This window comes from Mesobacillus zeae, assembly GCF_003570705.1.
Lineage (GTDB): Bacteria > Bacillota > Bacilli > Bacillales > Cytobacillaceae > Mesobacillus_C > Mesobacillus_C zeae.
In genome coordinates, this window is the sequence record NZ_QWVT01000011.1 from 110,114 (window position 1) to 124,228 (window position 14,115).

At 47.1% G+C, this 14,115-nt stretch carries 12 protein-coding genes; 6 read left to right on the forward strand and 6 right to left on the reverse strand.

All coding sequences use genetic code 11. From position 1 onward, the window contains the following. Positions 1-155: 155 nt before the first annotated feature. Entirely contained in the window at positions 156-1,700 is a 1,545-nt protein-coding gene (locus D1970_RS06015) for an FAD-dependent oxidoreductase (RefSeq protein ID WP_246370157.1), read from the reverse strand. Between the two features lie 238 nt (positions 1,701-1,938). Between D1970_RS06015 and D1970_RS06020 the strand changes: the two genes are divergently transcribed. The 4 genes from D1970_RS06020 to D1970_RS22815 all read left to right on the forward strand — a co-directional run bounded on the left by D1970_RS06020 (position 1,939) and on the right by D1970_RS22815 (position 5,666). Continuing rightward, complete coding sequence (locus D1970_RS06020; RefSeq protein WP_119111989.1) at positions 1,939-3,258, forward strand: UDP-glucose dehydrogenase family protein; 1,320 nt, start codon at positions 1,939-1,941, stop codon at positions 3,256-3,258. Positions 3,259-3,297: 39 nt separating this feature from the next. Continuing rightward, positions 3,298-3,771, forward strand: a complete 474-nt coding sequence (ybaK, locus tag D1970_RS06025) for a Cys-tRNA(Pro) deacylase (RefSeq protein ID WP_181213324.1) — start codon at positions 3,298-3,300, stop codon at positions 3,769-3,771. Between the two features lie 147 nt (positions 3,772-3,918). After that, positions 3,919-5,013, forward strand: coding sequence for a PRK06851 family protein (locus D1970_RS06030; RefSeq protein ID WP_119111991.1), 1,095 nt, complete (start codon positions 3,919-3,921; stop codon positions 5,011-5,013). A gap of 65 nt (positions 5,014-5,078) precedes the next feature. After that, entirely contained in the window at positions 5,079-5,666 is a 588-nt protein-coding gene (locus D1970_RS22815) for a hypothetical protein (RefSeq protein ID WP_119111992.1), read from the forward strand. A gap of 387 nt (positions 5,667-6,053) precedes the next feature. Here the strand turns inward: D1970_RS22815 and D1970_RS06040 are convergent, their stop codons facing one another. Beyond that, on the reverse strand, positions 6,054-7,415 hold the full coding sequence (locus tag D1970_RS06040) for a YjiH family protein (protein ID WP_374978541.1): 1,362 nt from the start codon (positions 7,413-7,415) through the stop codon (positions 6,054-6,056). Positions 7,416-7,652: 237 nt separating this feature from the next. Next, a complete protein-coding gene (locus tag D1970_RS06045; protein WP_119111993.1) occupies positions 7,653-9,398 on the reverse strand; it encodes an ABC transporter ATP-binding protein in 1,746 nt (581 codons plus the stop codon). Positions 9,399-9,573: 175 nt separating this feature from the next. Here D1970_RS06045 and D1970_RS06050 point away from each other — a divergent pair, with 175 nt between their 5' ends. After that, positions 9,574-10,425, forward strand: a complete 852-nt coding sequence (locus D1970_RS06050; protein ID WP_119111994.1) for a Cof-type HAD-IIB family hydrolase — start codon at positions 9,574-9,576, stop codon at positions 10,423-10,425. A 94-nt stretch (positions 10,426-10,519) separates the two neighbouring features. Here the strand turns inward: D1970_RS06050 and D1970_RS06055 are convergent, their stop codons facing one another. Next, complete coding sequence (locus tag D1970_RS06055; RefSeq protein WP_119111995.1) at positions 10,520-10,873, reverse strand: DUF6054 family protein; 354 nt, start codon at positions 10,871-10,873, stop codon at positions 10,520-10,522. 236 nt (positions 10,874-11,109) lie between these two features. Between D1970_RS06055 and D1970_RS06060 the strand changes: the two genes are divergently transcribed. Beyond that, positions 11,110-11,760 (forward strand): hypothetical protein, encoded by a 651-nt coding sequence (locus D1970_RS06060; protein WP_119111996.1) that lies wholly within the window; start codon positions 11,110-11,112, stop codon positions 11,758-11,760. A 596-nt stretch (positions 11,761-12,356) separates the two neighbouring features. Here the strand turns inward: D1970_RS06060 and D1970_RS06065 are convergent. Both D1970_RS06065 and D1970_RS06070 read right to left on the reverse strand, forming a co-directional pair. After that, positions 12,357-13,388, reverse strand: coding sequence for an ABC transporter permease (locus D1970_RS06065; protein ID WP_119111997.1), 1,032 nt, complete (start codon positions 13,386-13,388; stop codon positions 12,357-12,359). Then, the gene (locus tag D1970_RS06070) at positions 13,385-14,110 is read right to left on the reverse strand and encodes an ABC transporter ATP-binding protein (RefSeq protein WP_119111998.1); all 726 of its coding nucleotides are present in this window, start codon (positions 14,108-14,110) and stop codon (positions 13,385-13,387) included. Before D1970_RS06070 ends, D1970_RS06065 begins: the two co-directional genes overlap by 4 nt. Positions 14,111-14,115 lie beyond the last annotated feature (5 nt).

The following is a 14,115-nucleotide window of genomic DNA, read 5'->3' on the forward strand; positions in this document are numbered from 1 at the left end:
CCCCGAAAAGGTACTCTCGATTAACCCACGACATTGCACCAGCAATCACACAGATAGAAGCCGCACCTGCTCCATGCAGTAAGAATTTCATCCTCAAACCAGAATCGCAACTCGCAACCTCACTCTGCATAACTCACCAGTCCCCACTCCTTGCTTTATTCCTCGGAGAGCTTTTTCAGCGGAAGCTCGGCCGGTCCTTCGAGAACTTCACCCTTATGGGAGAAGCGGGAGCCGTGGCACGGGCAGTCCCAGGTGCGCTCGCCGTTGTTCCAGTTAAGCTCGCAGCCCATATGGGTGCAGGTCGTGTCGACGATGTGGAGCTTGCCGTCATGATCGCGGTAGGCGCCGGCCCGCTTGCCGTCCACCGTGACGGCCGCGCCTTCATCCAACCCCAGGTTTTCTGGCTGCGTGGATGGTTGCTCGAGCTTGCCTTTTACAAGATCCTTCGCCACTCCAGCATTGATCGACAGAAATTTTTTTACGTCAGGGTAAGCATGGAACCTTTGCGGTGTGAAGACATCCTTGTACGGGTTGTCCCGACCAACAATTAAGTCTGTCAAAAGCAGCGCAGCGTTCGTACTGTTCGTCATGCCCCACTTCCGATAGCCTGTCGCGACGTAAATATTCGAAGTCGAAGACGAATAGTGGCCGACAAACGGAATTTTATCAAGCGTAATTGGATCCTGCGCCGACCAGCGGTACGGGATTTCGCGGACGCCGAACGTTTTGTCGGCAAACTTCTCAAGCTCTTCATAGTACTGGTGCGTATTCTCTTCTTTCCCTGTATCATGGCTGTCGCCGCCGAAAATGATTACTTTTTCTCCGTTTAAGTCCGCGGAACGCAGCGAGCGTGACGGTGATTCGGCATTGATATACATTCCTCCGGGAAATTCTTTCTCTGTTTTGACCGCCATCGCATACGAGCGGCTCGGGTACATCCGGCTAAAATAAAACCCTTTCAGGTCGTAAAACGGAATGTGGGAGGCAATGATCATTTGACTGCAGGACACTTTATGATTGTCCCTCGTCGTAATGACCGGACTGTCGCCTTCCTCTATATCAACGACCGTTGTATGCTCGTAAATTTTCCCGCCCAGCTTTGTGAATTCATTGACGAGGTGTTTCAAGTACTTCAGCGGATGGAATCGCATTTGTTTTTTCATGATAATGGCGGCCTTGGCTTCCACAGGGATAGGGATTGTCGAAACATATTCCCCGACGATGCCAAGCTGTTCATATGCCTTGAACTCATCAATGAGACTTTGCATCTTATCGCTTGCGTTCGTATAAATATAAGCGTCCTCTTCGGAGCAATCACAATCAATCTTGCCGTCTTTTATAAGATCCTTCATGAACTGCAGGGCGTCATGGTTGGCCTGATAATACAGCCGGGCTTTTTCCTCGCCAAAGTTGCCGATGAGCTCATCATAAATAAGGCTGTGCTGGGCAGTGGCTTTGGCAGTCGTATGTCCTGTTGTACCGTTTAAAATTACGCCAGCCTCAAGCAGCGTAACCTTCAGCCCTTCTTTTGCAAGCAGATAAGCCGAGGTGATGCCGGTCATGCCCCCGCCGACAACAACCGCATCTGTTTGAATGTCTTCCGTGAGCTTCGGAAATTGCGTCAGCTCTGCCGTCCCGCGCCAGAGCGGCTCGGGGAAGCGTGGCAGGCGCCCGTTGTTTTCGTATCCAGTCATACTCATTGCCTCCTTTAAATATTCTGTCATACTTGTTAATTTTTACTATCATGTGTAAAAAAATGTATCGATGCTAAAAAATTAATATGTTGTTTCCACCTTTACCCGCGAAGAAAGCTTTTATTCATATGATTGCGTATAGGCATCCAGTTATTGGCTCGCTTTTTCAAGAGGTTTCCTGCAGAATAGATGTTAAAATGGGAGAAATGAACTGCTTTGCTGCAGTGGGAAAGGAACGCAGGCAATGAATATTACGGTTGCAGGAACGGGTTATGTCGGACTGGTCACCGGTGTCTGCTTCGCGGAAGCTGGATATACGGTTACCTGCTTTGATACCGATACTGAAAAAATAAATACACTCTCGGCCGGCATCAGTACGATTTATGAGCCCGGACTTGAGGAAATGCTGGTGCAAAATATGGACGCGAAACGGCTCCGTTTTACTGTAAGTCCCGCTGAGGCATACTCCGGGGCCGATTTTATTTTTATAGCGGTTGGGACGCCGGAACGGGAAGACGGTTCAGCCAATCTGGATTTTGTGGAAAGCGTCGCACGGGAAATTGCAGAACATGCCCGGGGCAAAACGGTTGTGGCTGTAAAAAGCACGGTTCCTGTTGGGACAAACAGGAAGCTCGCCGGCTTCTTTAATCCAAGGAGTGGAATAAGTATTGTCTCTAATCCGGAGTTCCTCCGGGAAGGCTCGGGGATTGCTGACACTTTCCAGGCGGAGCGGATTGTCATCGGAACAGACGACAAAGCGGCAGGGGACAAGCTTGCCGGGATTTACAGGCGGTTTGGAGTGCCAATTTTAAGGACAGGCCTGAAGAGCGCTGAAATGATCAAGTATGCCTCCAATGCTTTTCTCGCTGCAAAAATCAGCCTGGTGAACGAGATAGCGAATTTTTGCGAGGTCACGGGTGCCGATATTGAGGAAGTGGCACTTGGGATGGGCATGGACAGCCGGATTGGCAGCCAATTTTTGCGGGCAGGAATTGGTTATGGAGGCTCATGCTTTCCGAAGGACACAAAAGCCCTTGTGAAGCTGGGGGAAGAATGGGGTTGTGATTTCAGCATCCTGAAATCAGTTATTGAGGTCAACAGCAGGCAAAAGCAAAAGCTGGTCAATGCAGCGATTGGCATTGCCGGCAGTTTCAAGGGGAAACGGGCAGCAGTACTTGGGCTTTCTTTTAAACCATTTACAGACGATATTCGTGAAGCCCCGGCGCTTGAGGTGATCCGGCAGCTGCTGGACGAGGGTGCCGACATTTCTGTCTATGACCCGGCAGCAATGGGAAAAATGCGGGAAATTTACGGCGATCAGCTTTATTATGCCGAAACGCCAGAAGAAGCGGTAAAAGGCGCTGACTTTGCGTTTGTTTTGACAGAATGGCCCGAAATCACAGCGTTTCCCCTTGAAAAATACAGGCTGTTCATGAGGCAGCCTGTATTGCTCGACGGGCGGAATTGCTATTCGGCAGAGGCTGCGGAAAAGGCGGGGCTGACTTATGTTTCAATCGGAAGGAAAGCCGTTCTGGCAGAAGCGGTGGCCGCAGCTACTAAGTAAAAGTGTGAAAACGATAAGAAGAGACAAGGAGCGAGTGTGATGGCAGTAAAAACAAATGCAATGAGACTGCTTGATCAGCAAAGTATCTCTTACGAACTGCTGACATATGACAATCGGGATGGGAAAATAGACGGCATTTCCGTTGCCGCAAAAATTGGCAGGCCGGCGGAAATTGTTTTTAAAACGCTGGTAGCGACAGGGACAAGCAAGAATATTTATGTGTTTATCATCCCGGTTCAAGCGGAGCTTGACTTAAAAAAAGCCGCGCAGGCCGCGGGTGAGAAAAAAGTCGAAATGCTTCCCGTCAAGGACATCCAGAAATATACAGGATATGTGCGCGGCGGCTGTTCCCCGTTAGGGATGAAAAAGCATTACCTGACTTTTATTGACGATAGCGCAGAACAGCTTGAAAAGATGGTTGTCAGCGCTGGGAAGATTGGTTTGCAAATCGAAGTTGTGCCTGCCGAACTTCTGAAGGCAGCACAAGCCGAATATGCTGAACTGAAAAAATAGTGAGAAGGAAAGTCCATGGGGTGCATGGGCTTTTTTTTGCGATTTACTGCCGTTTTTAATGGGCATTCACCCAGTGGGCGTTTCCTGCATAGGTTAATGGGGAAGCAAAAAAAGCCGTCACGCTGGCGGACGGAGGGAGTGTCATTATTGGCGGGAAAAGTGCTGAACTATTATGCCGGCGGCAATACTGCCCGAGGGTTTCACAGCCTGTATGAATCTAATCTGGAGGGGCTAAGCAGTTTGTTCATTCTTAAAGGCGGCCCGGGAACAGGCAAGAGCTCACTCATGAGAAAGCTCGGAAAAGAGTGGAACGGGAAAGGCTTTGATATCGAATATTTGCATTGCTCTTCAGATAATGACTCGATCGACGGCCTGATTATTCGTGCTCTTGGCTTTGGAATCGTGGATGGCACGGCGCCACATGTCATTAAACCGAAGGCCCCCGGTGCTGTAGAGGAATATATCAATCTTGGAGAAGCATGGGATTCGGCAAAGCTGAAGGAGCGGCGTGAAGAGATTGAAGAGCTGACGGGAAAAATCAGCCAATCGTTCCAGTCTGCTTACGCCTGTTTTGCTAAAGCGCTCAGGATCCATGATGAGTGGGAAACATACTATATTGAAAATATGGACTTTGAAAAAGCGAATGAGCTGACGTTGGAACTGATCGAATCATTTTTTGGCAGGAAGGCTTTGGACAAAAAGCCCGATGTGCGCCATCGTTTTCTCGGTGCGGCGACTCCTGCCGGCGCGGTGGATTTTGTGCCCAACCTGACAGAAGGATTGGCAAAGCGTTATTTAATCAAAGGACGCCCCGGCTCGGGCAAGTCTACAATGCTGAAAAAACTGGCGGCGGAAGCGGAGCAGCGGGGCTTTGACGTGGAGATTTACCATTGCGGCTTTGATCCGAACAGCCTGGACATGGTGATTGTACGGGAGCTGGGGTTTGCAATTTTTGACAGCACCTCCCCGCACGAGTATTTCCCGGATAGGGAAAGCGATGAAATCATTGACATGTACAGCCGGACAATCGCGCCGGGAACCGATGAAAAGTATGAAGACCAGATTGCCGACGTGGGCAGGAGATACAAGGAAAAAATGAAGGAAGCCATTGCTTCGCTTGCAAAGGCCAGCCACCTGCACGATGACCTTGAAGATATTTATGTAGAAGCAATGGATTTCCAGCATGTGGACCGGGTGGCTGCGGAAATCAGCGCGGAGATTCAAAGATTGTCTGAAAAATAGGCTAAGCACCATTACGGGCGCTTCGCATACATTACAACGAGAAATGACAGAGAGGGGATATGGTCTTGACTTACAATCAATACTATCCGTTTCAAGCCCCGTTTCCGGCTGAAACGAACTTTATGGAAGATTCCTATGTGAATGGTGAATATGGTGAAACTTACAACCCGTATGGCTATGCTGACCCTAATGTATATCAGGGAGGCTATCCTGTGGAGGGATACGAGGGAGAAGCTATCCCGATGCAGGGAGAATACCTTGATCCATACGGAAGCTACCAGGGTGAAATGTATCAAGGACAGTATGGAGGCTATCCAGGAGAAGTCTTCCCTGGGCCGGGTCAGGGAGGCGGAGGATTCCCAGGTGGCGGGGGCGGATTCCCGGGGCAAGGCGGACAGGTAGGACCTCCAGGACCACCACCTTCCTACACTCCACAGCTGACAGGAGCCTCGCAATTTGCAGTTGATCCTGGCGGAATCAGACGCTGCCTGTACCGTTACACGTACATCTGGCTTAGAAACGGCCGGAGCTTCTGGTATTTCCCGACATTCGTGGGCCGGAACTCTGTTGCAGGCTACCGCTGGAGACGCCGCACCGGCTGGGTATACTTTGGGATTGACTTAAGAAGTATCAACTCGTTCCAGTGTCGTTAGGCTGAATAAAAAAGGCGTCCAAAGCGGGCGCCTTTTATCATATATATTGAAGTTGGTCCCAAAAAACGGGGGATTTAGATTTTTAAGAGGGAAAGTACTTCTAACATTATCGAAATGTGGCCGTATGTAATCGGATAAGTGAAGCTTTAGACGAAGCTGGACAGGACCTTAAAACTTTATTCCTAATCAGCCCCCGGATATTCCCGATAACGGATGATTTATTCCCGATAACGGATGATTTATTCCCGATCAACGCAATTATATTCCCAGAAGCTGTATCTTAACCCCAGCATTGCTAAAAAGAGTCATTTTACCCCACCGCGTGTGAAAACAAAAAGCCGGCCGCTCTCTAAAAAAGAGAGCGGCCGGCTTCATTTTTTCAGTTTGCTAGAAAAGGATGTGAGCAATCAGTACGATAACTGGCAGCGTAATTAAGGTTCTCTGAATGAAGATGATGAACAGCTCTTTAAATGATACTGGAATTTTTGAACCAAGTAAGAGGCCGCCAACTTCCGACATATAGATTAGCTGTGTAACAGAGACGCAGGCGATGACAAAACGTGTCAATTCGCTTTTGATATCTGCACCGATAACGGATGGCAGAAACATATCAGCAAATCCGACCATGATTGTTTCCGAAGCTGCTTTAGCTTCCGGAACCTGCAATAATTGAAGCAGTGGAATAAACGGAAGGCCAAGCCATTGGAAAAAAGGTGTGTATTCGGCAATAATCAAGGCAAGAGTACCGAGTGCCATGACGATTGGGGCAACACCAAGCCACATATCAAGAACGTTTTTACCTCCAGAGACGAAGAAGTCTCCCCAACCGCGATGCTTACTTGCTTTATCAAGCGCCTGGGTAAGCCCCCACTTAAACGGAGTGGATCCTGCCGGAATTTTATCTTCTGAATAATCATCGGATTTCTCAGCATAGTAAGTATCCGGCTTACGTGACAGCGGCGGAATTCTTGGAAGTACGACTGCGGCCACAATCCCTGAAACCAGTACAGTCAGGTAAAAAGGAACGAACATTTTTTCAAGGCCTACCGTCTTAATGACGACAAGGCAGAAGGTAATGGAAACGACTGAGAAGGAGGTACCGATAATAGTCGCTTCCCGCTTTGTGTAGAAGCCTTCTTCGTATTGCTTGCTTGTTAAAAGAACCCCAATCGTCCCGTCCCCAAGCCATGAGGCCATACAGTCAACGGATGAGCGCCCCGGCAGTCGGAAAATCGGGCGCATGACTTTTGTCAGCATTGTTCCGCACAGCTCTAGCAGGCCAAAGTCGAGCAGGAGCGGCAGTAGCAGCCCTGCAAGCAGGAAGACGGAGAACAGGATTGGCAGAAGGCTGGTCAGCAGCAATCCCCCGGTATTTTTAGACCAGATCATTTCCGGTCCCAATTTATACAAAGTAGCGACGGCAAAAATCGCACCGAGAATCCTTGCAGCAAACCATACAGGTGCCACATCAAAAAGATTTTTCAGAAAAGCGTTGCGCATCATGATTTGCGGACGGATTGTTTTTGCAAGCAAAGTGCCGACTAAAGTCAGACAGACGATCACTGTCATGATTTGCGGCAAATATGCCCCAAGCCCTTTCTGGATTAATCCGGATAGAATAGCAATCGGGATTGTGATTTCACCCTTGTAGGAGATGGGGATCATGAACAGGAAAAGACCAAGAAGTGATGGAATAGAAAAAGTGAAAAAATTTCCAAGTGAATTTTTCTTAACTAAGACTGGCTCCAAATAAGTTCACCCTCAAATTACATATTTATAAGCAGTTATTAATTTTAATTCAAAACGAGGCGTTTGCCAACCCTTTTTTATCAGCATTTTTAAATAATGGGAGAAAATTTCCAATGAAAATTTATACTTATATAGCTAAGCAGGGCTTATGCGTCCGAAACTCGGTTTCGCTGAAAAGGCTTTCACTTTAAAGGTTTTATTTGGGATGGGAAGAATTTAGGGCAGTCTTATCTGACATCAAGACTGCCTTTCTCCCTTGAGCTGCTGGCTTGCGAGCTTTTTATAAAGCGAATGGGTATTTAACAGCTCCTGGTGGCTCCCCGTACCTGTCACCTGCCCGTTGTCTAGGACGACAATTTGGTCTGCATCGACAACGGTGGAAAGGCGGTGGGCAATCACAAGCGTCGTCCGTCCTTCCATCAGGGAGGCAAGGGCGTTCTGTACAAGCACTTCCGAGGAACTGTCCAGATTTGATGTTGCTTCATCGAGAAGGAGTATGCCAGGGTTACGAATCAAGGCACGGGCAATGGCAAGCCTCTGCCGCTGGCCTCCGGAAAGCTTGATGCCGCGTTCTCCTACTTCAGTAAGATAGCCGGCTGGCAGGCGATTGATAAATTCCTCAGCATGTGCGAGTCTTGCTGCCTGCTGAATTTCATCGTCGCTTACCTCCCGCTGTATTCCGTAGGCAATATTGTCACGGATTGTCCCTGACATGATCGGGCTTTCCTGTGAAACATAACCAATTTGGCTTCGCCACGCGTTCAGGCTGAAGTCCCCGATGCTCGTGCTGCCGTAAAGTATTGATCCGGCAGAAGGCCCGTAAAAGCGTTCAAGCAGCGCGAATAAAGTTGTTTTACCGCTCCCGCTTGGACCGACAAATGCAGTAGTTTTACCAGCAGGGATTGTGAGACTGATATTTTTTATTACAGCCTCGTTTTCATGATAGGAAAATGACAGGTTATCAAACCGTATATCCGCGGAAGACCCGGTAACGGCTATTCCGTTGCTATCTGTTTCTGTTTTTGAAGTGAGGATGGTTGAGATCCTTTCCGTTGCGCCAGCCGCTTTTTGGAGCGATGTAAAAAATGAAGCCATTTGGCTGAACGGAATGATGATTTGGAACACGTAAATCAGGATGGCTACGAGTGAACCGGCAGTCAGTGTTCCCGAAGCCACTCTGACACCGCCGTAGCCAATCAAAATGACGAGCACAAGCATCATGATGAATGTCATGAACGGAGAAATCACAGCCTGGATCCGGGCTTCCTTCAGTCCAAAGCCGAATAAATGGTCAATGCCATCTTCCCCTTTTGCCTGCTCGGTTTTTTCAGCATTAAACGCTTTGACAAGCCTGATATCGGAAAGGACACGGCCAAGATTGGCTGAAAACCCAGCCATTTCATCCTGTGAGGCCTTAGAGATTTTATACATTTTCCGGCCAAGCGGAAGTATCAAAAGAAGAGCAAGTGGGACGGCTGTCACCATGATGAGGGTCATTTTCCAGTCAATAAACAACAGGATGGCAACTGCCCCGATAATCGAGATGATTCCTGTAAAGAAAGACACTAAATGCTGGGTGACAAGGTTCTTCACAATATTTGTGTCCTGGGTGACCCGGCTCATGATTTCACCTGTCTGGTGACGGTCAAAGTAGGGAATAGGGAGGTGCAGGACTTGGTTCCAAAGCCTTCGGCGGATTGAAGCAACGATTGCTTCGCCTATGTACGTCATGAAATAAAACGAGAAACCAGCTGCTGCAGTCTGCAAAATTAATGCCGATGCCAGCAGGATAAGGAGGGACGGCTTGAGACTTGCAGCGGAAAGCTGGTCTACGAGCGATTTTGTGAAGAGCGGGACAATCAGGCCGCCACCAGTTTCAAGCAGGCTTAAAAGAATTCCAGCGGCAATCATCCATTTTGGCACAGTTGCGTGTTTGATCAGGGAGATAAGTGATTTCCAATTGAGTTTTGTTTCGGTTTCCATTCAATAGCTCCTGTCCAATAGATTGATAACTCTAGTGTATGATGGTTTCGGCAGGAAGAAAAGGGATATGCGGCAAAGGCTGGTATGGAATAAATTTTAGCGAAAAAGTGCTAAAATGGACTGGACATGGTAAAATGCCGGGAAATACTAAATTAGCAGCTAAGGGTGTGAAGATATGAAATGTATTGCAAGCGATATGGATGGAACACTGCTTACAGCAGCCCAGGAATTGACACCAGAGAACCGGGAAGCGATCAAGCGGGCCCAGGCACAGGGCATCGAGGTTGTCATTGCGACAGGACGTTCCTACGATGAGGCGGTTTACGTGCTGAAGAAGGCGGGGCTGCAATGCCCGGTTATCTGCGTTAACGGAGCAGAAGTCAGGTCGAAAGAAGGGGAAGTCTTAGCGGTAAACCCGCTTGGTGACAGACAGGCTGAAGAAGCAGCGAAATTGCTGAAGGACAGCGGGGTCTACTTTGAGGTTTACACCAATAAGGGAACATTTACGGATGATGAGGATAAAGCAGTGACGATCATTGCTGACATCATTTCGAGCGCGAACCCTGGGGTGCCACTTGAGAAAATCATGAAAGGCGCGGAGGAGCGGGTAAGAGCAGGGCTCGTTCATAAAATCAATGACTATGCGAGCTTGTTCAGCAGTCCGGAATATCAAATTTACAAGCTTCTCGCATTCTCGTTTGATGATGGAAAACTTTCTGGAGCGCAGGAGAGAATCCGTACAATGGAAGGTGTGGAGGTCACTTCCTCCGGAAGCGAGAACATCGAAGTGACCAGCAAAGATGCCCAAAAAGGCATTGCGCTTGAAGCATTTGTGAAAGCCAAAGGCATTGCGCTAGCCGAAACGATGGCCATCGGCGACAACTATAATGACGTGTCAATGCTGCGCATTGCCGGAAGAAGCGTCGCAATGGGCAACGCCTCTGAAGAAATCAAAGCCATTTGCACTGCCGTCACCATAACCAACGAAGAAAGCGGAGTCGCAAAGGCCATCAACGAAGTGCTTTAAAGCACCAAAGCGTGCCTGACCCCCGGTGCGGTGATTTGTTAAAGTGTGTCTTTTTGCACTGCATTTTGCAGTGCTTTTTTCTGGTGATAGAACTTCATGACTCCTGTGTTATTTCGATTATATGAGGTTCCAGTATTTTTCTAACCGGTTTAAGAAAGCTTTTACCTGCTCCCAAATCCATATCAAGGATTCCTTGTCCGTTTCCAGCTGAAATGCACTTTACAATGGGTACGCCGCTAAAATTATCAGCTATAACAGTTAGTGTTGCGGTACTGCTATTACGTAGATAAAATTTCTCAAATACTAAAATAGAAATCTCCTTTTCGTCTACTCCTGCAATTTTATAATCTTCAAACACTAAACTTGCCTTTAAATCACGGTTCTCTAACAGCAGTTGTACCGCTTGAAAAGGTTTTATATCCACAGTAAATTCAATGTATTTCCTCACTTGCTTTTCAACTCCCTATGAATTCTCTTTCTCTCTTTCCTAACTCATTTATTTATCTGATTTTAACATAAATACCCAAATTTCTATTAAGTCCTAGCAAAAGCGGATATCGCTGTCTTTATGGGTTTTAATTACATTTTAATGGGATTTTAATACCATATTCAGAAAATTTAATACCATATAATTCAAAAAGTGTTATTGTTTTCTTAGACTATTTTGAAAAGGGGAAAATAATAATGAAAAAGTTATTCGCGTTGCTGCTCATCATGATGGTTAGCCTTGTGACTGCTTGTTCCGATGACGCCGAAAAGGCCGGGAGCGAGGCCAAAAATGAGACTGGTAAGGAAACCGGTAAAGAGAACAGTAAAGAAACCAAGCAAGAGGACAGCAAAGAAAAAGTTGAAAAGGAAAGTGATGACAAGGTTAAAAGTGCTGATTCTAAGGAATCAGATAAAGCCATGGCTGAAGGGACTGAAACGAAACTTGAGGAAGCGACATTCACTGTTCCCAGCCACTTTATGGAACAGGAAGCTCCAAAGGACTTTCCTTTTCCAATCGTAGTTTATGCTTTTAAAGCCAACGATGCAGTTTCCAGCTTAAATGTGCTAGTGGAGCCTGTTCCTGATGGTGTCTCATTTGATCAGTTTTTAGAAGCTTCTTTTGCCAGCACTGGATTTGACTATGAAAGCAAGAAAAATTTTGAACTCAATGGCCAACAATGGAATGAAGCGGTCAGCATAAACCTTCAGGGCTTCAAACTGAATCAAAAGACAGTCATTCATAATGGCAATGCGTATATTTTTTCATACGCAAGTATGCCAGCAAACTATGAAGTGAACATGGAGTCGTATGACAAACTGATCGATTCGGTTAAATTTACAAACTGACATTCGAAACCTTTTTACATATCGTCTGTACGAGTATGAAAAGGGGAGATTAACATAGGTAAAATGATTAGCTGTATCATTACGTTGGCAATAGTCACTTGCATGAACTTTGGGATTACCTATATCAGCGATTTCAAGTTTATTGAAGCTCTTTTTTTACAGGATTATTAGGGGTAGTGGTCATCTATTTCTTTACCTCATCGGGCGGTATTACGAGCCGCAATCTTGATATGCATGTCCAGAGGAAAACCGGATCTAAAATCAATAAATCAGAGGAAAAGTATTCTCCAACGTATGCGTTTTTTTGCCTCGATTGTTTACCTGATTGCAGCAATAATTGCGTCTTTTATTGAGTACCGGGAGTATTTTCTCTGAAATACGAACAAGAACAAAAGCCTTTTCACTTTTAGAGGATTGCAGTGATAAAGGCCTAAACAAAAAGCTGCCCACTAAGGTAGCTTTTTGTTCTGCCAGCCATAAAGATTAGCCGGCTAGCGTCAGCGAAACACATGCACTCTTTACCCACCTAAAGCGTGCCTGACCCCCGGTGCGGTGGTGTGATAAAGCGTCGCGGAACACCTATCTTCCTTTCCTCATCACGCCTTACGGTACTTTTTCAAAGCTATGATGTTCAAGCTGATGAACAGTGCGGAGAAGCCTGCAAGAATGAGGATATCTCCATATATTTCATCCCAGCCGTTCCCCCTCACCATAACATCCCGCAAAGCTTCCGCCCCATAATAAAGTGGGGTGGCGAGGCCGATCCAGCGCAGCCATTCGGAAATGGTTTCAAGATTGAACAACCCTGAAAAAAATAGCTGCGGGACGATAACAATCGGAATGAACTGCATCATTTGGAATTCATTTTGCGCAAAAGCCGAAAGCAGGATTCCGAGTGTTAGCGCGGACAGTGAAAGAAGCAGGGTGATCAGCAGTACATAGCCAAAGGCTCCGTACATAGCCATGTCCAGAACATAGATAGCATACAAGGCAATGATAACTGCCTGCAGCATAGTGAAAATGCCAAACCCGATGACATATCCTGCTACGATTTCCCATCGCCGAAGCGGGGAGGCCATCAGCCTACCAAGCGTTCCGGTCGTCCTTTCGCGTAAAAAAGAAATCCCGGCAACGAGAAACACAAAGAAAAAAGCGAAAAAACCTAAAAGGACAGGACCGAAGTAGTCGAATTGCCTTAATTCTTCCTTACCGTGAAAGTAAGCTATTTTCAGCTTTTGTTTAATGTTCGAAGGCTGAAGCGGCTTTAAGGCATCCTGAGACCACTTCATCACCACGCCGTTGATGGCAGGGTCGCTGCCTTCAAGCACGAGCTTCCCTGATCTCCCTGGCTGAAACAAAAGATATCCGTCCAGATTCTGTTGTTCAAGATCGTTGACGGCATCCTTTTCTGAGCCGTATTTTTGGATATGAGCGCCCTCTTTTAGCATTTTATCTTCGATTGTCGTCGGAATACTGACTAAACCGATATTAGGGACGTAATTTTCCCCGTTAAAAACGAGATCAACCAATGTCAAAATCAGCAAAGGTGCAGCCAGCATCAAAGCCATTGTCCTTTTATCGCGGATAAACTGGCGCAGGATTCTAAGAACCAGTGCTGCAATTCTCATGGCCTGGCACCTCCGTAATATAAAAAGGCTTCTTCCATCGTGTTGGAAGCTGTCTCTCTTTTTAATTCCTCTGGTGTACCTGCAGCAATCATGCTGCCATCGCGAAGCAGGGCGAGGCGGCTGCATTTTTCTGCTTCATCCATTACATGGGTGGTAACAATCAGCGAGGTGCCCTGCTGCTGAAGTTGGTAAAAAGCAGACCATATTTGCTGGCGGAGCACTGGATCAATGCCTACGGTCGGTTCATCGAGAATCAGCAGCTCAGGTTCATGGAGCAAAGCGGCTGCGAGCGAAAGCCGCCGTTTCATGCCTCCGGAAAACTGCGCTACAATTTTGTCCATGCTGGAGGACAAGCCGACAAGCTCTGCGACTTCCTCAATCCTCCTGCGCCGCTGCCCGCCTTTAAGTCCGTAAAGAGAAGCGAAAAACTCGAGGTTCTCCCGGGAGGACAGTTCAGTATACAGCGCATCCGATTGGGCCATATAACCGATACGCCCTGCTAGCTTTAGACACGGCATTCTTTGCCCAAACAAATATGTTTCCCCTGATGTAGGAGTATCCAGCCCGACAAGAAGTTTGACTAGAGTGGTTTTGCCAGCGCCTGAAGGACCTAAAAGACCAAAGATTTCTCCTCTTTTGATATCAAGGCTGATATCTTTTAAAACAATTTGTTTGCCGTAAGTTTTTTCTGCACCGCGGATGGAAACAATCACTTCTTCCAAGAAAG

Bases quoted from the DNA above. Each gene is read 5' to 3' on its own strand.
- D1970_RS06015 (WP_246370157.1), bottom strand. From the start codon at position 1,700: ATGAGTATGACTGGATACGAAAACAACGGGCGCCTGCCACGCTTCCCC.
- D1970_RS06020 (WP_119111989.1), top strand. From the start codon at position 1,939: ATGAATATTACGGTTGCAGGAACGGGTTATGTCGGACTGGTCACCGGT.
- ybaK (WP_181213324.1), top strand. From the start codon at position 3,298: ATGGCAGTAAAAACAAATGCAATGAGACTGCTTGATCAGCAAAGTATC.
- D1970_RS06045 (WP_119111993.1), bottom strand. From the start codon at position 9,398: ATGGAAACCGAAACAAAACTCAATTGGAAATCACTTATCTCCCTGATC.
- D1970_RS06050 (WP_119111994.1), top strand. From the start codon at position 9,574: ATGAAATGTATTGCAAGCGATATGGATGGAACACTGCTTACAGCAGCC.
- D1970_RS06060 (WP_119111996.1), top strand. From the start codon at position 11,110: ATGAAAAAGTTATTCGCGTTGCTGCTCATCATGATGGTTAGCCTTGTG.
- D1970_RS06065 (WP_119111997.1), bottom strand. From the start codon at position 13,388: ATGAGAATTGCAGCACTGGTTCTTAGAATCCTGCGCCAGTTTATCCGC.